Origin of the sequence: Cellulosimicrobium sp. NPDC057862, from assembly GCF_042797035.1 — a bacterium.
GTDB lineage: Bacteria > Actinomycetota > Actinomycetes > Actinomycetales > Cellulomonadaceae > Cellulosimicrobium.
This window is the reverse complement of record NZ_JBHVMH010000011.1, coordinates 64,867-82,600: the sequence shown is the minus strand read 5'-3', so window position 1 is coordinate 82,600 and position 17,734 is coordinate 64,867. Positions and strand designations below refer to the sequence as shown.

The 17,734-nt window shown below is 73.1% G+C and carries 14 protein-coding genes; 13 read left to right on the top strand and 1 reads right to left on the bottom strand.

The features are described 5' to 3' along the window. The first annotated feature begins 94 nt into the window (after window positions 1-94). From ACFVN3_RS14415 to nucS, 3 genes are all read left to right on the top strand, one after another. A complete protein-coding gene (locus ACFVN3_RS14415) occupies window positions 95-361 on the top strand; it encodes a F0F1 ATP synthase subunit epsilon (RefSeq protein ID WP_047232903.1) in 267 nt (88 codons plus the stop codon). Window positions 362-374: 13 nt separating this feature from the next. Next, window positions 375-791 carry a DUF2550 domain-containing protein gene (locus ACFVN3_RS14410; RefSeq protein WP_047232904.1) on the top strand — a complete coding sequence of 139 codons (417 nt, stop codon included), beginning with the start codon at window positions 375-377 and terminating at the stop codon, window positions 789-791. Between the two features lie 64 nt (window positions 792-855). Then, a complete protein-coding gene (gene nucS, locus ACFVN3_RS14405) occupies window positions 856-1,551 on the top strand; it encodes an endonuclease NucS (protein WP_378233587.1) in 696 nt (231 codons plus the stop codon). A 107-nt stretch (window positions 1,552-1,658) separates the two neighbouring features. Here the strand turns inward: nucS and ACFVN3_RS14400 are convergent, their stop codons facing one another. Then, on the bottom strand, window positions 1,659-5,039 hold the full coding sequence (locus ACFVN3_RS14400; protein ID WP_378233586.1) for a glycosyl hydrolase family 65 protein: 3,381 nt from the start codon (window positions 5,037-5,039) through the stop codon (window positions 1,659-1,661). A 189-nt stretch (window positions 5,040-5,228) separates the two neighbouring features. On the opposite strand from ACFVN3_RS14400, the gene ACFVN3_RS14395 reads away from it, so the two are divergent. The 10 genes from ACFVN3_RS14395 (at window position 5,229) to ACFVN3_RS14350 (ending at window position 17,705) form a co-directional block, all read left to right on the top strand. After that, entirely contained in the window at window positions 5,229-5,960 is a 732-nt protein-coding gene (locus ACFVN3_RS14395) for a TetR family transcriptional regulator (protein WP_378233585.1), read from the top strand. After that, window positions 5,957-6,973 carry a YndJ family protein gene (locus ACFVN3_RS14390; protein WP_378233584.1) on the top strand — a complete coding sequence of 339 codons (1,017 nt, stop codon included), beginning with the start codon at window positions 5,957-5,959 and terminating at the stop codon, window positions 6,971-6,973. Before ACFVN3_RS14395 ends, ACFVN3_RS14390 begins: the two co-directional genes overlap by 4 nt. Then, window positions 6,970-7,491, top strand: a complete 522-nt coding sequence (locus ACFVN3_RS14385; RefSeq protein WP_378233583.1) for a DUF1990 family protein — start codon at window positions 6,970-6,972, stop codon at window positions 7,489-7,491. Before ACFVN3_RS14390 ends, ACFVN3_RS14385 begins: the two co-directional genes overlap by 4 nt. 80 nt (window positions 7,492-7,571) lie before the next feature. Beyond that, window positions 7,572-8,849 carry an N-acetylglucosamine-6-phosphate deacetylase gene (locus tag ACFVN3_RS14380; RefSeq protein WP_378233582.1) on the top strand — a complete coding sequence of 426 codons (1,278 nt, stop codon included), beginning with the start codon at window positions 7,572-7,574 and terminating at the stop codon, window positions 8,847-8,849. Window positions 8,850-9,226: 377 nt separating this feature from the next. Further along, the gene (locus ACFVN3_RS14375) at window positions 9,227-10,282 is read left to right on the top strand and encodes a LacI family DNA-binding transcriptional regulator (protein ID WP_378233581.1); all 1,056 of its coding nucleotides are present in this window, start codon (window positions 9,227-9,229) and stop codon (window positions 10,280-10,282) included. A 71-nt stretch (window positions 10,283-10,353) separates the two neighbouring features. Continuing rightward, entirely contained in the window at window positions 10,354-11,655 is a 1,302-nt protein-coding gene (locus ACFVN3_RS14370) for an ABC transporter substrate-binding protein (protein WP_378233579.1), read from the top strand. A 94-nt stretch (window positions 11,656-11,749) separates the two neighbouring features. Next, window positions 11,750-12,739 carry a carbohydrate ABC transporter permease gene (locus ACFVN3_RS14365; RefSeq protein WP_378233578.1) on the top strand — a complete coding sequence of 330 codons (990 nt, stop codon included), beginning with the start codon at window positions 11,750-11,752 and terminating at the stop codon, window positions 12,737-12,739. After that, on the top strand, window positions 12,739-13,668 hold the full coding sequence (locus ACFVN3_RS14360; protein WP_378233576.1) for a carbohydrate ABC transporter permease: 930 nt from the start codon (window positions 12,739-12,741) through the stop codon (window positions 13,666-13,668). Before ACFVN3_RS14365 ends, ACFVN3_RS14360 begins: the two co-directional genes overlap by 1 nt. A gap of 89 nt (window positions 13,669-13,757) precedes the next feature. Beyond that, window positions 13,758-16,055, top strand: coding sequence for an alpha-xylosidase (gene yicI / locus ACFVN3_RS14355; RefSeq protein ID WP_378233575.1), 2,298 nt, complete (start codon window positions 13,758-13,760; stop codon window positions 16,053-16,055). Between the two features lie 159 nt (window positions 16,056-16,214). Next, window positions 16,215-17,705, top strand: a complete 1,491-nt coding sequence (locus ACFVN3_RS14350; protein ID WP_378233574.1) for a GH1 family beta-glucosidase — start codon at window positions 16,215-16,217, stop codon at window positions 17,703-17,705. The last annotated feature ends 29 nt before the right edge of the window (window positions 17,706-17,734 follow it).

Sequence of the window (17,734 nt, the reverse complement as noted above, 5' to 3'; positions counted from 1 at the left end):
ACGCGCGGGGCCGGGCCGCTCGGCCCGGCCCCGCGGGCGTCGCACCCGGACCCGGACACCACGCCGGGCATGAACCGCCCATGAAGGAGTTCCCGTGGCACAGCTGAACGTCGACCTCGTGGCGGCGGACCGCAAGATCTGGTCGGGCCGCGCGCAGCGGGTCACGGCCCCTGCGGCGGACGGCGAGATCGGCATCCTCGCGGACCACTCGCCCCTGCTCTCCGTGCTGCGCGAGGGCTCGGTGCGCATCGTGGCCGAGGGTGAGACCCTCGACGTGCGCGTCAGCGGAGGGTTCCTCTCCGTCGACTCCAACCAGGTCACGATCGTCGCGGACTCGGTCGAGTCCGTACCGGCCCGCTGACCCTCGCACGACCATGACGCCCCTGGCCTGGCTCGCGATCGGACTGCTCGTCCTCGTCCTTCTCGCGATCGGGCTGGGGGCGTGGCGTCTGCGCGCCCTGTCCCACCGCGTCGGCTCGTTCGAGTGCGGTGCACGGCGGGCGGGGGCGGCCGGCGCGCCCTGGGTCGCGGGCATCGCGCACTACGGCGTCGGCCGCATCGACTGGTGGCGGCTGTGGTCGGTGTCGATCCGCCCCGCCCGGACGTGGTCCCGCTACGACCTCGTCATCGCGGGCCGCGAGCCGTTCGTCGGCGACGGCCCCGACACCTACCTCGTCCGGTGCCGCTACCACGGCCAGGACTTCGAGCTCACGATGTCGCGCGCCGCGTACGAGGGGCTCGCCTCCTGGCTGGAGGCCGCGCCGCCCGGTCGGCGCGACGTCGTCGTCTGAGGCGTCGCCCGTGGGCTGACGCCGTGTCCCGGACCGCCCACCACCGACCCGGAGGACCTGCCTCATGCGTCTCGTCGTCGCCCGCTGCTCCGCCCGCTACACCGGCCGTCTCTCGGCCCACCTGCCGCTCGCGACGCGCGTGCTCATCGTCAAGGCCGACGGGAGCGTGCTCCTGCACTCCGACGGCGGCTCGTACAAGCCCCTCAACTGGATGAGCCCTCCGTGCTCGCTCGCGGTCCGTGCGCCCTCCGAGGAGGCGCGCGAGCGCGGCGTGACCGAGGTATGGGCCGTGCAGCACGCCAAGAGCGACGACCGCCTCGAGATCGAGCTCCACGAGGTCCAGCACGACAGCTCGCACGAGCTGGGCGTCGACCCCGGCCTCGTCAAGGACGGCGTGGAGGCGCACCTCCAGGAGATGCTCGCCGCGCAGATCGAGCTCCTCGGCTCGGGGCACACGCTCGTGCGCCGCGAGTACCCGACCGCGATCGGCCCCGTCGACATCCTCGCCAAGGACCCGAGCGGCGCGACCGTCGCCGTCGAGATCAAGCGTCGGGGCGACATCGACGGCGTCGAGCAGCTCACGCGCTACCTCGAGCTGCTCAACCGCGACCCGCTCCTGGCCCCCGTGCGCGGCGTGTTCGCCGCGCAGGAGATCAAGCCGCAGGCGCGCGTGCTCGCGACGGACCGGGGGATCGGCTGCCTCGTGCTCGACTACGACGCGATGCGCGGTGTCGACGACGTGGACTCCCGCCTCTTCTGACGCTCGCGCGGCCCACCCGCACGAGCAGGCGGCCGTGGCCGTCCCGCAGCGGGGACGGGCCACGACCGCCCGGTCGAGGAGTCAGCTCCGGAGGCCTCGCCGACCGATCAGCACGTGAGGGCCGCGTACGGCGCCGCGTGCTCGGCGACCCGCCCCGCGGCGTCGGTCACCCGGACCGTCGCCGAGCCCGCCGCGAGCGACGCGGCACGTGCGGAGAACGACTGGTAGGCGTTGGCACCCGGCGCGACGCCCGGGACCGTGCGCGACCCGAGCGGCGTGCCGAGCTCGACGTCCACCGGGTCGCCCGCCCCGGCGCCGCCCGTGCCGACGTACGACGCCCGGACCGCGACGTACGCCGTGCCGGCGAGGCAGCGCGGCACCGCGGTGACGTCGACCTGGGGCGTGGGCGCGCCGGCGGAGCGGGAGCGCACCTCGAACGACGCGATGCTCACCGTGCCGCGGTCGGCCCGGAACCCGATCGTCGGGAGGAGCCCGGCGAGCACGTCGGGGTCGGACGTGTCGAGCGCACCGCCGGTCGTCGTGCCGCCGTACCAGGTCCACTCGCCGTCCTCCTCGGCGAACACGTCGACGCGCGCGCCGTTCACCTGGAGCGCGACCCGGTCGCCGGGGCCGTAGCCCCGGAGGCCGAAGTAGGGCGACGACCCGTCCGCGCCCCCGACGTAGTCGAGGCCCGAGGCGACGTTCGTGTGGTTGAACCACGCGAGCGCGTAGGTGCGGTCCGCCGCGGCGAGGCCGAGGAACAGCGAGTCCTCCTGCGTGCCCGCGCCGGAGAACGCGCCGATCTCCGCGACCACCACGGACGACGGCGTCGCGCGGGCCGTGCGGTGCCCGTACAGCCCCCAGTAGCGTGCGTCGCCGGTCGCGGCGAGCGCGCCGTCCCCGGCCGCGACGGCGGGCAGCGCCTCGCCGGAGGGTCGCAAGGTCGCGTAGTCCGCGGTCGTGTCGGCGTCGAAGTCGTCGTGCAGCACGACGTCGTCGTACCAGTCCGGGTCGAACGCGAGCCGGGCGGTCGTGGTCGCGCGTGCCTCCTCGGGGAAGCTCGACCCGCCCCAGCGCACGACGGCGCCGATCCGCGCCTCGCTGCCGGGGACGGCGTCGGGCCCGGGCGTGACGTCCCACGACCGGGTCGCGCGGTCCCACGCCTCGAGGTCGAGCGGGCCGGCCTCGCCCACGGCGACGGCCGTCCAGCCGGTCGGCAGGTCGGGCGCGACCTCGGCACCGGCGACGGCGTCGTCGCGCGACGAGATCGTCACGTCGACGCGCGAGGCGCGTCCGACGGCGGGCTCCGCGGCCTCGACCCGCGCCGAGACGGCCCGTGACACGGGGCTCCACGACTCGAGCTCGGTCACTCCGACGGACTTGCCGGGCGCGGCGTCGAACGTGACGCGGTAGCTCGTCGTCTCGAGCGGCGGGAACGTGATGCGGTTCAGGCCGTTGCCCACGGGCTGCTCGGGCACGCGCGTCTGGCCGGGGACGACCTGCCAGGCCGCGCCGTCCCAGTACTCGAGCTCGTAGCCGGCGGCGGGCTGGACGGCGTCGGCGTCCTGGTAGCCGTGGAAGCGGACGTCGCCGATCGTCGTCGGTCCGGCGAACTCGACCCCGAGCCAGTCGCGGGCGTTCGGGGAGGAGTAGTTCGACCAGCGCGTGTTCTGCGGCACCTCGTCGTACCAGACCTTGCCGTCGAGGACGCGCCACGCGTCGTCGTAGCGCCACGTGTACGACGCGACGGGTCGCGGGTAGGCGTTCTTGAGGGGGTTCGCCGACGTGTTGACGGCGTGGGGGAGCCGCTGCGGGTCGCCGCTCGGCACCGGCACCTCGACCGGGTCGGCACCCGCGGCGACCGCGTCGGCGCCGGCGTGCAGCACCTGCTCGCCGTCCACGTAGACGCGCAGGCCCGCACCCGCCCCGTAGCGCGAGCCGTCGCGGTCGAACAGGACCGTGACGTTGCGCCCGTGGTACGGCACGTTCTCCGCGGCGAACCAGTCCCAGTCGGCGGGCACGAGCGGGTCGAGCACGAGCGAGTCGTCGGACTGCGGCTGGAGGCCGAGGACGTCCTGGAGCACGAGGTCCACGAAGCTGGAGTGCAGGTAGTCCTCGGAGTGGTTGTTCCCGTCGTAGATCCAGCGGTCCTCGTCGGGGTGGTGCGCCTCGGCGACGTACGGCTCGCCGTCGCGGAACTGCGTGCGGACGTAGGTGTCGAACAGGTCGAGGTAGTCCACGCGCGTGAGGTCGCCCGCGGCGTCGTCGCGCAGCGCGGTCGCGACGCCGTCGAGCGTCAGCGACGTCGAGAACGGCCACGACGGACCGTCCCACTTGCAGCAGCCCTGGTCGGACGAGCGCCAGAAGTCGGGGGAGCGGCGCTCGGTCACCGTCGGGCCGTACGGCGCCGCGAACCCCTGCGGGTCGAGGAGCTGGTCGAGCGCGACGGCCTGCTCGGGCGAGGCGAGGCCGAACTTCCACGGGACGAACCCGACGTCGAGCCGGTCGCGCAGCGGCTCGTGGTCCGGGTTCTCCCAGTCCACGACGTCGTAGAAGAAGTCGCGGTCGTCGTCCCAGAGGTAGGTGTCCACGGCCTCGCGCAGCGCCGCGGCACGATCGCGGTACTCCGTCGCCGTCGCCTCGTCGCCGTTGAGCGTCGCGACCTCGACGAGCGCGAGCATGTCGCCGTAGAGGTACGCGTTGATGGACGGCCGGAAGGTGTGGCGACCCGCGTAGTCACGGTCGGTCACGTACGACGCGGGCGAGCTCTCCTTGGCGTCGTACTCGGGCGTCTGCCAGTAGAGCCCGAGGTCGGCGTCGAACTGGTTCCCCCAGTCCTCGACGAAGCTCTCCAGCTCGGGCTGGAGCGCGCGGAGGCGGTCGAGGTTCCCGGTGACCTTCGCGCGCTCGACGATCGCGGACACGGCCCAGAACGAGTACTGGTGCGCCCAGTCGGCGGCCTCGGGGTTCTGCGCGGGCTCGATCTGGCCGGGCCCGGTGAGCCAGTAGTCCTCGTAGTCGTCGAGGTAGCGCTGGTCGCGCAGCCAGCGGCCCTCGGCGAGCTGGTGGCCCGCCGCCGCGTTGATGGCCTGGAACGGCGCGGCGTAGCCGCAGCAGTCGAGGAACTCCGTGAGGACCCAGCCGGTGCCGGGCTCGGTGTAGCGCAGGTGCTCCTTGAGCACGCGCCAGCGGTAGTAGTACACCGCCTCGGCGTCCGCGTCGGGGAGGTCCACGACGGGGACGTTGGCCGCGTACCAGTCGGGGTCGGCGTAGCCGTCGAGCTTCTCGCCCACGTCGACGAACGACGTTCCCGGCCCGACCTCGGGCCGGTCGAGGGGCGTCGTCGGGTCGTCGGTCGTGGCGCCCGGGGACGCGGCCGGGGCGGCCGCGGGAACCGGCGTCGTCGCCGCGACCGCCGGTGCCGCGAGGGCGAGGGCCAGGAGGCCGGAGGCGAGCGCCAGGGCGCCCGTCGAGCGTGGTCGTCGCATGCGTGTCCTTCGTCGTCGAAGAGCGGGTCCCGCGCGGGTCACGGGCGCGGGGACCTGACTGCGCTGTCGGCCACAGATTCCCACAAGAGCAAACAGAAAACAACAGGCGGCCGCGGGTGGCCTGTCGCGCGCCAGGGCGCCGGTCGCCCCGTGGTAGTTTTTGAACATGTTCAAAAATGCGGTACCCGCATGAGTGCGACGCCGAAGTCCGAGCGCACGCGCGCGCACCTGCGCGACGTCGCCGTCCGGATGCTGCGCGACGTCGGGTACGAGCGCACGACCATGCGCGCCGTCGCCGCCGAGGCGGGCGTGAGCACCGGGAACGCGTACTACCACTTCCCGTCCAAGGACGCGCTCGTCCAGGAGCTCTACCTCGAGGTGCAGCGCGAGCACGCCGAGCGCTCCGCTCCCGTGCTCGCGGCGGGCGGCCCGCTCACCGACCGGCTGCGCGGCGTCTGGGGGGCGTCGGTCGACGCGTTCGCCCCGTTCCACGCGTTCGGCGGCGAGTTCGTGTCCGTGGCGATCCGACCCGGCTCGGACGCGAGCCCCTTCTCAGGGGCCTCCACCGCGTCGCGCGACCTCTCCCGCGCGCTCTTCGACGAGGTCGTCGCCGGGGCGTCGACGCGCGTCCCCGAGCGGCTGCGCGCCCAGCTCCCCGAGCTCCTGTGGCTCGCCCAGCTCGGCATCACGCTCTACTGGGTCCACGACACCTCGCCCGGGTTCGCGCGCACCCGTCGGCTCGTCGACGGCGGGGCGGCGCTCGTCGGCAGCCTCGTCCGGCTCGCGCGGTTGCCCGTCGCGCGCGGTGTGGTCGACGACGTCCTGCGCCTCGTGCGCGCGGTCCACCCGGGCGCGCCCTGGGCGTCGGTCCCGGAGGGTGCGGCCCGCGAGCGCGCGGGCGAGCCGGAGGTGGGCGCGTGAGCCCCGCCGGTGCGGCCCTCGTCTCGGGCCTGGTGATCCTCGGCATGGTCGTGGTCCTGCCGCTCGGCCTCCGGCTCCTGGGACCCGACGTCGTCCCTGCAGCGCGCAGCGTGGCATGGCCCCTCGCGGGGGCCGCGGGGGCCGCCGGGGTCGTGCTGCCGCACGGCACCGCGTCCGTCCTTCTCGCGCTCGTCTTCGCGGCGGCGACCGCCGTGCTCGCCGGCGCCGGCGCACGTCTGGCGGTGCGCACGGCGCGCGACGTGCGCGACGGACGGGCCCTCGCGGTGGGTCGCGCGTCGCGCGCGGCGACCGTGACCGCGCTGGTCATGCCGGCGGTCGGCGCGAGCGCGCTGGTCGCCGAGCGCGCCGGGTGGGGGTTCCTCGGGTTCTCCGGGACGTACCTCGCGCTCACGGTCCCGCACATGCTCTACGCCGGGTTCGGCGCGGCACTCGTCGCGGGCACGGTCGCGCGCCTCGCGGCCACCGACCGGCTCGCGGCCGCCGGGGCATGGGGCGTGCCGCTCGGGACGGTGCTCGTGCTGGTCGGCTACTTCCTCGGCGACGTGGCCGAGCTCGTCGGGGCGGGCGTGCTCACGCTCGCCCTGTGGGCGACGGCGGTCGCGGCGGTCCGGTCGCTCGTGCGGCCCACCGGTCCGGCGCACCCGGCCGACAGCGGGCAGCCGACCGCTACCGGGGGCTGGGCGAGCGAGGCGGGCGCCCGTGCGCTGCTCGGCACCGGTGCGGTCGTCGTCGGGCTGTCGATGCTGCTCGCGCTCTGGTGGGCCGCGGGCGAGGCGCTCGGTCTCGCGCACCCGAGCCTCGACGTCATGGCGGCGACGCACGGCGTCGCGAACGCGCTCGGGTTCGTGCTCTGCACCCTCCTCGGGCTACGGGTCCTCGCGGCCCGGTCGGCGCTCCCGCACGAGGTGGAGGGCGCGGACGAGGAGCGCTGTGACGCAGGACAAGACACGACACGCGGGCCCGGACGGGCCCCGGAGGGGAGTGCGGCATGACGTTCACGTACCCGGAGGTCGGCGCGACCCGGACGGACACCTGGCCCGCGGGGTATCGCCACCTGCACGTGCGCCGGCGGATCTCGGACCGGCCCCGGACGTCCGACGACCTCGCGTGGCTCGGCGAGCAGCTCCTCACGTGGCGTGTGCACGCCGCGGCGCGCGTGCGGCTCGAGACCGACGCCCCGGTCGCTGAGGCGGGGGTGCGCGTCACAACCCTCCTCGGCGTGGGGCGCGTGCGGCTCCACGAGCCGTGCGAGGTCGTGTGGGTCGAGCGGTCCCCGCACCGGGTCGCGTTCGCGTACGGGACCCTGCCCGGGCACGCGTTCGTGGGGGAGGAGCGCTTCGCCGTCGAGCGCGACGACGCGGGCGACCTGTGGTGGAGCATCGACGTGTTCAGCCGCCCGGTGCTGTGGTGGGTGCGCCCGCTCGCGTTCGCCGTGCCGACGTTCCAGCGGCTCTTCGCCCTGCACCTCGGCCGCGGCGCGCGGCGGCTGCTCACGTCGCGCGACCGCTGACGTCTCGCCTCCCGGCCCGTCCGCGTCCACGGCCGCACGAGTTTGCACGCCGGGTGTACGAAGTGCGCCAGAATGGGCCCATGACCGACGCCCGCAGCCCTCGTCCCGACCAGCAGCCCGGTACCGCGCGCGTCCTCGTGGGCCGCGTCGTCACCCCGACGGGAGTGGTCGACGACGGCGTCGTGGCCGTGCAGGACGGGCGGGTCGCGTGGGTGGGCGCCCGGGCCGACGCCGCGGCCGCCGGGTACGCCGACCTGCCGGACGGCGACGGCGCGACGCTGCTCCCGGGACTCGTCGACGTGCACGACCACGGCGGCGGCGGGTCGAGCTTCCCCGACGCGGAGACCCTCGACGCGGCTCGCGTCGCCGCGCGCGAGCACCTCCGCCACGGGACGACGAGCCTCGTCGCCTCGCTCGTCACCGCCCCGCGCGACGTGCTGCTCGAGCGCACCGCGAACCTCGCGGACCTCGCCGACGCGGGCGAGATCGTCGGCATCCACCTCGAGGGGCCTTTCCTCTCCGAGGTGCGGTGCGGCGCCCAGAACCCGCACGACATGCTCGAGGGCGACCCCGAGCTCGTCCGCGCGATCGCCGCGGCGGCCCGCGGCTACCTGCGCACCATGACGGTCGCGCCCGAGGTGCCCGGCGTCGTCGGCACCGGGGGAGTGATCGAGACGCTCGTCGAGGTCGGGGCGCTCCCGTCGATCGGCCACACCGACGCGAGCACCGAGCAGACCGAGGCGGCGATCGCGGCCGGCGTCGCGGCGCTCGCGGCTGCCGGGCGGCCGGGGGCGCGACTGACCGCGACGCACCTGTTCAACGGCATGCGCCCCCTGCACCACCGTGAGCCCGGCCCGATCGCGGCGTGCCTCGCGGCCGCTGCGCGCGGCGAGCTCGTCGTCGAGCTCGTGGCCGACGGCACGCACCTCGCGCACGGCACGATCCGCAGCGTCGTGGAGCTCGTCGGGTCGCACGTCGGGGCCGACGGCACCGTCGCGGGGCCGGACGCCGTCGCGCTCGTCACCGACGCGATGGCCGCGGCGGGCATGGCCGACGGCGCGTACGAGCTCGGGCCGATGCGCGTCACCGTCGCGCACGGCGTCGCACGGCTCACCGAGGGCGGCGCCATCGCGGGGGGCACCTACCACCTGCTCGACGTCGTGCGCGAGACGGTCGAGGCGGGTGTGCCGCTGGTCGACGCCGTCCGTGCCGCGTCGTGGACCCCCGCGGGCGTGCTCGGCCTCGACGACCGCGGCGGCCTCGTCGCGGGCCGCCGCGCCGACGTCGTCGTGACGGACGCCGACCTGCGCGTGCGTGAGGTCCTGCGAGCGGGCGACCCGGTCGACCTCACGCTCTGAGCCTCGCGCGCAACCCGTCGCACCGCGCGACCCCACCGCCGAACCCGGGGTCGCTCCTCACCCAGCCCGTCCCATGAGGAGCGACCCCGGGTTCGTCTGGTCGGGGGAGCTCGGCGAACCCGGGGTTGCGGGCGATCTGCGGGTCGAACCCACCGGTATGCCCGGGTTCGGCGCTTCGCAGGGCTGGCGGATCGTCTCCGGCGTCGCCGCAGGTCGGGGCGCAAGCCTCGAACGGGAGAGCGTGTTCTTGCTCCACGGGCTTGACTCTCCTCATTTGTTCATCCAATACTCGTAACAGCGAAGCGCTTCGACGATGCGTTTCGACGAAGCGCTTCGACGGACGAGGCGCCGGACCGGACCACAGGGGAGTGGTGACGATGGCGACGATGCAGGACGTGGCGCGACGCGCGCAGGTCTCGTTGAGCACGGTCTCCTACGCGCTGTCCGGGACCCGTCCCGTCTCCGACGCCACGCGGCGCCGCATCGAGGACGCCATGGCCGACCTGGGCTACCAGCCCAACGCGATGGCCCGCGGTCTCGCGTCGCGCCGGAGCCACGTACTGGCGCTGATCTACCCCGCGATGGAGAAGGGCCTCGGCGGCACGGTCGCCGAGTTCGTCTCGTCCGCGGCGGAGACGGCGCGCGAGAACGGCTACCACCTCGTGCTGTGGCCCTTCCGCACGACCCAGGCGCCGGAGGTCCGCGACCTCGTGCGCCAGGGGATGGCGGACGGCGTCCTGCTCATGGAGGTCGCGCTCGACGACGACCGGGTCGACGTGCTCGACGAGGCCGGGGTCCCGTACACGATGATCGGCCGGACGCGCGACGTCACGGACCGGCCGTCCGTGGACATCGACTTCGAGCGCACGACGGACGACGCGGTCCAGCACCTCGTGGACCTCGGGCACCGGCACGTCGCCCTCGTGAACCACTCGCAGGCGACGGCGGACGACGGCTACGCGCCGACGTTCCGCGCCGAGGAGGGTTTCGAGGCGGCCATGCGTCGCCGCGGGCTCGAGCCGGTCGCGCTGCGCGTCGACGAGTCCCCGCGAGCGGGCCGCGACGCCGTCGCGACGCTCCTGGAGCTCGAGCCGCGCCTCACGGCGTTCGTCACCATGAACGAGATCGCGACGTTCGGCGTCGTCGCCGAGCTCCAGCAGCGCGGCGTCGCGATCCCCGCCGACATGTCGATCCTGTCGATCGTCACGTCGCCCGGCGTCGGGGAGATGAGCAACCCGCCGCTGACCACGATGCACGCGCCCGGGGCCGAGCTCGGCCGCCTGGGCGTGCAGAAGCTGCTGTCCCTCGTGGACGGCTCCCGTCCGAGCACGCCGAACGTGCTCATCCCGTGCGTCCTCGAACCCGGCAGCAGCGTCGCCCCCGCGGCCGGCCGGGCACCGGACGACGACGACCGCGAGCCCGAGGCTCGCTGAACCGACCGGCCGGGCGATGCCCCGGTCACCCTCCGGCTCCAGCGCCGGAACTCGATGAGGAGGACACGCACATGCTGCGATCCCGGAAGATCTCGCTCGTCGCTGCCGTGGCAGCGCTCCCACTCGCCCTGGCGGCGTGCGGGGGCACCGGCGGCAGCGGGGGGTCCGACGACCAGACCCTGACGATCTGGCACTACGAGAACGAGGACTCCGCCATGGGCCAGGCGTGGGCCAAGGCGATTGAGATCTTCGAGGAGGAGAACCCGGACGTCGACGTCGTCGTCGAGAAGCAGACGTTCGAGCAGATCCAGAAGAACGCCAAGATCGTCCTCACCGGCAACGACGTGCCCGACGTCATGGAGTACAACAAGGGCAACGCGACCGCCGGCCAGCTCGCGGCGCAGGGCCTGCTGACCCCGCTCACCGACGCGGCGACCGAGCGCGGCTGGGACGAGAAGCTCAGCGGCTCGCTCCAGACGACCGCGACCTACGACGACCAGGGCCTCATGGGCTCGGGCGAGTGGTACGGCGTCCCGAACTACGGCGAGTTCGTGCAGGTCTACTACAACAAGGACATGTTCGCCCAGTACGGGCTCGAGGTGCCGACGACGCTCGAGGAGCTCGAGACCGTCATGCAGGCCTTCAAGGACCAGGGCGTGACCCCGCTGGCCGAGGCCGGCGCCGAGTACCCGATGGGCCAGCTCTGGTACGAGCTCGTGCTCGCGAACTCCGAGCGCGACTTCATCGACCAGTACCAGCTCTTCGACGGCGACCCGGACTTCCACGGCCCCGAGATGACGCAGGCGACCGAGAAGCTCGACTCCTGGATCAAGGACGGCTACGTCGCGTCCGACTCCGCCGCGCTGACCGCCGAGGACATGGGCGTGTCGTTCATCAACGGCACCTACCCGATGATGGTCTCCGGCTCGTGGTGGTTCGGCCGCATCGTCGAGGAGATGGACGCCGACTGGGGCCAGTTCAACTTCCCCGGCAACACGCTCCAGGTCGGCTCGTCCGGCAACCTCTGGGTCGTCCCCGCGAACGCGGACTCGCCCGACCTCGCCGAGGAGTTCATCGACATCACGCTGCGCCCCGAGGTGCAGAACATCCTCGCCGAGAAGGGCGGCCTGCCCGTCGCCGGTGACGCGTCCGTCATCACGGACGAGCGCACGCAGCAGCTCACCGAGAACTTCCAGGCGATCCTCGACGACGACGGCCTGGCGTTCTACCCCGACTGGCCCGTGCCCGGCTACTACGACGTGATCGTCAGCGAGCTGCAGTCGCTCATCAACCAGTCGAAGTCGCCGACGGAGGTGCTCGACGGCCTCGAGTCCGCGTACGTGGACGGCAAGGCGGACCTGCTCGACAGCTGAGCGGACGCACGCGCCCGGCCGGTCGGGGCCGATCCCACGATCGCCCCGGCCGGCCCGGCACCCCACCCGAGGACCTCCCGCGAAAGAGACCGTCATGACCACCCGCACCGACACCGTGCCCGAGGCCGGGCCCGGCCCCGCGCGCGAGGCGTCGCGCGCGACCGCGGCGCCCCGCCGCCGTCGCCGGCCCGCCTGGCTCCCGTACCTGCCCTACCTCCTGCCCGGCGCGGTGGCGTTCGTCGTCGTGATCGGCTACCCGTTCGTGATGAACGTCTACTACAGCCTGTTCAAGTGGCGCGGCGGCATGGCGCCGATGCGCTGGTACGGGCTGGGCAACTACGCCGACCTCATGAACGACTCGGCGTTCTGGACCTCGTTCCAGAACTCGATCGCGATGATCCTCGCGATGGTCGTCGCGCCGACCCTCATCGGCCTCGTCCTCGCGGCCGTGCTGTTCGACTACCTCGGCCGCCGGTTCGGCCCGCGCGTCGCGGCGTTCCTGCGCGCGACGTACTACCTGCCGCAGATCCTGCCCGTCGCCGTCGCCGGCGTGCTGTGGAACTGGATCCTCAACGCCCAGACCGGCGCGCTCAACGTGATCCTGCGCGGGATCGGCATCGAGAACCCGCCCAACTGGCTCGGCGACACGACGACCGCGCTGCCGAGCGTCATGCTCGTGCTCATCTGGGTCCAGATCGGCTACCCGGTCGTCATCTTCATGTCCGCGCTCCAGCGCGTGGACCCCGAGCTGTACGAGGCGGCCGAGCTCGACGGGGCGGGCTGGTGGCGCCGCTTCGGGGCCATCACGATCCCGCAGATCCGCCCGGAGACGTTCGTCGTCACGCTCACGTGCACCGTCGCCGCGCTCAAGGTCTTCGGTCCCATCTACGTGCTCACGCGCGGCGGGCCCGAGAGCTCGACGCTCGTCCCGAGCTACTACTCGTACCTCAACTTCTTCGACAAGTCGAAGGTCGGCTACGGCGCCGCGGTGGCGACCGTGCTCACCCTCGTCATCATCGTCGTCGCCGTCGTGATCCTCGCGCTGCAGAGCCGCGCCGAGCGTCGTGAGCAGGAGGGCCGCTGATGTCCACCGTCACCACCACCCCGACCGCGGGCGGCACGCCCACGGCGCCCGCGTCGTCGTCCGGGTCGCGCCGCCCGCTGCGGGCCACGCGCCAGGACGAGCGCTACCGTCGCGGCGTCGGCCGCTGGTTCGTGCTCGCCGCGGCGATCGTCGTCGCCCTGCTCATGCTGTCGCCGTTCGTCATCATGCTGCTCAACGCGTTCAAGTCGCCGGCCGAGTACTCCCAGGACGGCCCGCTGAGCATCCCGAAGGAGCTCTACCTCGACGGGGTGCAGAACTTCTGGACGCGGACGAACTTCCCGCAGAAGCTCTGGAACTCCGTCTTCATCTCGGCGCTCGTCGCCGTGTTCGGGACGCTCCTGTCGCTGCTCAGCGCCTACGCGATCGGCGTCGGCCGCATCAAGGGCCGCCTCTGGATCGTCACCCTCTTCCTCGTGGCCAACATGCTGCCGCAGGAGGCGCTCATCTACCCGCTGTTCGACATGGCGCAGAAGGTGGGCCTGTCGAACTCGCAGTGGTCGATCATCATCATCTTCACCGTCATCCAGGCGGCGTTCGGCACGTACCTGCTCGCGTCCGTGCTCGGCACGTTCCCGCCCGCGCTGCTGGAGGCCGCCCAGCTCGACGGCGCCGGCCGCTGGCGCATCCTGTGGCAGGTCGTCTACCCGATCGTCAAGCCCACGCTCGGCGTCCTCATGATCTTCTTCTTCATCTGGACGTGGAACGAGTTCTTCATCCCGCTGGTCATGCTGACGACCAACGACACCCAGACGATCCCCATCGCCCTCGCGTCGCTCCAGGGCGACCGGATGATGGACGCCCCGACGACGAACGCGGGCGCGCTCGTCTCGCTCATCCCCGCGCTGATCTTCTTCCTCATCTTCCAGCGCACGCTCACCCGGGGCGTCACGGCCGGCGCCGTGAAGTGACGCCTGCGGCGTGACGCCGCACCGCCCCGGGGCCCGTCCCCGGGCGGTCACCGAGACTCCTGAACGCACCGACGAAGGAAGCACCACCCATGAAGTTCACCGACGGGTACTGGCAGGTCCGACCGGGGATGCACCCGCTCTACGCGGTCGAGGTCGACGACGTCCGCGCGGACGAGGCGGCCGGCACGCTCACCGTGTACGCGCCGACGGCGAAGATCCGCGGTCGCGGCGACACGCTCAACCGCCCGATGCTCACGACGACGTACTCCTCGCCCGCGCCCGGCGTGATCCGCGTGCGCGTCGAGCACCACCAGGGCGCGGTGCGCCGCGGGCCGGCGTTCCAGGTGACCGGCGAGCCCGGGTTCCGGCCCGAGGTCGAGGTGCACGACGACGTCGCGGTCCTGCGGTCCAAGGACCTCGCCGTGCGCGTGCACCGCGGCGACCGGTGGCGCGTCGACTTCGAGGCGGACGGCGAGGTGCTGACCTCCTCGCTGCCCAAGTCGGTCGGGCACGTCACGGCCGACGACGGCCGCGCCTGGACGCACGAGCAGCTCGCGCTCGAGCCGGGCGAGCTCGTCTACGGGCTGGGGGAGCGGTTCGGCCCGTTCGTCAAGAACGGCCAGGTCGTCGACATCTGGAACGAGGACGGCGGCACGTCGAGCGAGCAGGCGTACAAGTCCGTCCCGCTCTACCTGACGACCAAGGGCTACGGCGTGTTCGTCGAGCACCCGGAGAAGGTCTCGTTCGAGGTCGCGTCCGAGGTGAACACGCGCGTCCAGTTCTCCGTCGAGGGCCAGGCGCTGGAGTACCTGGTCATCCATGGACCGACCCCCAAGGACGTGCTGCGCCGGTACACCGCGCTCACGGGCCGCCCCGCGCGCGTCCCGGCGTGGTCGTTCGGGCTGTGGCTCACGACGTCGTTCACGACGAGCTACGACGAGCAGACGGTGAACGGCTTCATCGACGGCATGGCCGAGCGCGACCTGCCGCTGTCGGTGTTCCACTTCGACTGCTTCTGGATGCGCGAGTACCAGTGGGTCGACTTCGAGTGGGACCCGCGCACGTTCCCCGACCCCGAGGGCATGCTGCGCCGCCTGCACGACCGCGGGCTCAAGGTGTGCGTGTGGATCAACCCGTACGTCGCACAGCGCTCGCCGCTCTTCGCGGAGGCCGCGGAGCAGGGCTTCCTGGTCAAGCGTGAGGACGGGTCCGTGTGGCAGTGGGACCTGTGGCAGGCGGGCATGGGCCTGGTGGACTTCACCAACCCCGACGCGACGGCGTGGTACGTGGGCAAGCTCGAGGGGCTGCTCGACCAGGGCGTCGACTGCTTCAAGACCGACTTCGGCGAGCGCATCCCCGTCGACGGCATCGCGTGGCACGACGGGTCCGACCCGCGCAAGATGCACAACTACTACGCGCAGCTCTACAACGAGGCGGTCTTCCGGCTGCTCGAGCGCAAGCGCGGCGAGGGCGACGCGGTGCTGTTCGCGCGGTCCGCGACGGCGGGCGGCCAGCAGTTCCCGGTGCACTGGGGCGGCGACTGCGACTCGACGTACGCGTCGATGGCCGAGTCGCTGCGTGGCGGCCTGTCGATGTCCATGTCCGGCTTCGGCTACTGGAGCCACGACATGGGCGGCTTCGAGGGCACGCCCGACCCGGGCGTGTTCAAGCGCTGGACGGCGTTCGGCCTGCTGTCGTCGCACTCGCGCCTGCACGGCTCGGGCTCGGTCCGCGTCCCGTGGGCGTTCGACGACGAGGCCGTCGACGTCACGCGCAAGTTCACGCACCTCAAGCTGTCGCTCATGCCCTACCTCGGCCGCGTGGCCGAGGAGGCGCACACCGACGGCGTGCCGATGATGCGCCCGCTCGCGCTCGAGCTGCCGCACGACCGCGCGGGGTTCACCGCGGACACGCAGTACCTGCTGGGCGACGCGCTGCTCGTCGCGCCGGTCTTCCGCGCGGACGGCCGCGTCGAGTACTACGTGCCCGAGGGCACGTGGACGCGCCTGGTGCAGCCCGACGACGGCCCCGCCCTGAGCGAGACCGTGACCGGCCCGCGCTGGGTGACCGAGACCCACGGGTTCGACTCGCTCCCGGTGCTCGTGCGCCCGGGCACCGTCCTCCCGGTGGGTGCCCGCACCGACCGGCCGGACTACGACTGGGCCGACGGCGTCACACTGCACGCGTTCGAGCTGCCGGAGGGGTACGACGAGCTCGTGGTCGTCCCGCCGGCGGACGGGGCGCCGGGGGCGACGTTCCGCGTGCGCCGGTCGGGCGCGACGCTCACGGTCTCGTCCGACGACGCCGTGGCGGCCTGGTCCGTGCGGGCCGGCTCCGCGGTGGCCGAGGCGCACGGTGCGACGAGCGTGACGATCGACCTCGGCTGACGACGTATCCTGGGCGAGCATGTCATGGAAGCGCTCCCATGGCATGCTCGCCCCCGTAGTTCCCGCGCGTGCCCCGCTCGCACCCACCGAGACGCACGAGCACCCACCGACCACCCGTCGCGGACCGCGTCGTCCGACGACCGAGCAGCGAGGACCCTCGTGACCACCGACACCACCGCACCCGACGCCGTCGACGCGCAGGCCGCGCCCGCGCCGTCGGGCCGCCGGACGTTCCCGACCGACTTCCTCTGGGGCTCCGCCACCGCCGCGTACCAGATCGAGGGCGCCGCCGCCGAGGACGGCCGCACGCCGTCCATCTGGGACACCTACTCCCACACGCCGGGCCGCACGCTCAACGGGGACACGGGCGACGTCGCCGACGACCACTACCACCGGTGGCAGGAGGACGTGCAGCACATCACCGACCTCGGCCTCGGCGCGTACCGCTTCTCGGTCTCGTGGTCCCGCGTCCAGCCCGGCGGCACGGGCCCGCTCAACCCCGAGGGCGTCGCCTTCTACTCGCGCCTCGTCGACGCGCTCCTCGAGAAGGGCGTCAAGCCCGTCGTCACGCTCTACCACTGGGACCTCCCGCAGGAGCTCGAGGACGCCGGCGGCTGGGCGAACCGCGAGACGGCGTACGCGTTCGCCGCGTACGCCCGCCACATGGCGCGCGAGCTCGGCGACCGGATCGACACCTGGACGACGCTCAACGAGCCGTGGTGCTCCGCCTACCTCGGCTACGGCTCCGGCGTGCACGCGCCCGGCCGCACCGAGCCGGCCGCGGCCCTCGCGGCCGTGCACCACCTCAACCTCGCGCACGGCCTCGCCGTCCAGGCGATCCGCGACGAGCTGGGCGAGGACGCGAAGACGTCCGTCACGCTCAACCTCCACGTCATCCGGCCCGACGACCCGACGTCCGCGGGCGACCTCGACGCCGTGCGGAAGATCGACGCCCTCGCCAACCGTGCGTTCCTCGCGCCCATGCTCGACGGCGAGTACCCCGCCGACCTGCTCGCCGACACCGCGCACGTGAGCGACTGGTCGTTCGTGCAGGACGGCGACCTCGAGACGGTGCGCCAGCCGCTGTCGATCCTCGGCGTCAACTACTACTCGACCGTGCGCGTGCGCCACTTCTCCGGCGACGGCGAGCGGTCGGAGAACGACGGCCACGGCGCGTCGAAGCACAGCCCGTGGATCGGCGTCGACGACGTCGAGTTCGTCCAGCAGCCCGGCCCGTACACCGCGATGGGCTGGAACATCGAGCCGGCCGGCATGACCGAGCTGCTCGTGTCCGTCGCGAAGACCTACCCGCACCAGCCGATGATGGTGACCGAGAACGGCGCCGCGTTCGCCGACGAGGTCACGGTCGACGCCGACGGGACCGCCCGCGTCCACGACGACCGCCGCGTCGCCTACCTGCACGACCACGTCGACGCCGTCGGCGCCGCGATCGACGCGGGCGCCGACGTGCGCGGGTACTTCGCGTGGTCGCTGCTCGACAACTTCGAGTGGGGCTACGGCTACGACCGCCGGTTCGGCATCATCCGCGTCGACTACGACACGCTCGAGCGCACGTGGAAGGACTCGGCGCACTGGTACCGCCGGCTCGCGACGTCGAACGCGCTCCCCGCGGTCGACGAGACCGCCTGACGAGCCCGCTCGTCGCCCGCGCGAGGGCC

What these genes read in the sequence shown, in the direction of transcription:
- nucS (WP_378233587.1), top strand. Translation starts at nt 856, where the DNA reads ATGCGTCTCGTCGTCGCCCGCTGCTCCGCCCGCTACACCGGCCGTCTC.
- ACFVN3_RS14385 (WP_378233583.1), top strand. Translation starts at nt 6,970, where the DNA reads ATGACGTTCACGTACCCGGAGGTCGGCGCGACCCGGACGGACACCTGG.
- ACFVN3_RS14395 (WP_378233585.1), top strand. Translation starts at nt 5,229, where the DNA reads ATGAGTGCGACGCCGAAGTCCGAGCGCACGCGCGCGCACCTGCGCGAC.
- ACFVN3_RS14365 (WP_378233578.1), top strand. Translation starts at nt 11,750, where the DNA reads ATGACCACCCGCACCGACACCGTGCCCGAGGCCGGGCCCGGCCCCGCG.
- ACFVN3_RS14360 (WP_378233576.1), top strand. Translation starts at nt 12,739, where the DNA reads ATGTCCACCGTCACCACCACCCCGACCGCGGGCGGCACGCCCACGGCG.
- ACFVN3_RS14400 (WP_378233586.1), bottom strand. Translation starts at nt 5,039, where the DNA reads ATGCGACGACCACGCTCGACGGGCGCCCTGGCGCTCGCCTCCGGCCTC.
- ACFVN3_RS14380 (WP_378233582.1), top strand. Translation starts at nt 7,572, where the DNA reads ATGACCGACGCCCGCAGCCCTCGTCCCGACCAGCAGCCCGGTACCGCG.
- ACFVN3_RS14375 (WP_378233581.1), top strand. Translation starts at nt 9,227, where the DNA reads ATGGCGACGATGCAGGACGTGGCGCGACGCGCGCAGGTCTCGTTGAGC.
- yicI (WP_378233575.1), top strand. Translation starts at nt 13,758, where the DNA reads ATGAAGTTCACCGACGGGTACTGGCAGGTCCGACCGGGGATGCACCCG.
- ACFVN3_RS14410 (WP_047232904.1), top strand. Translation starts at nt 375, where the DNA reads ATGACGCCCCTGGCCTGGCTCGCGATCGGACTGCTCGTCCTCGTCCTT.
- ACFVN3_RS14370 (WP_378233579.1), top strand. Translation starts at nt 10,354, where the DNA reads ATGCTGCGATCCCGGAAGATCTCGCTCGTCGCTGCCGTGGCAGCGCTC.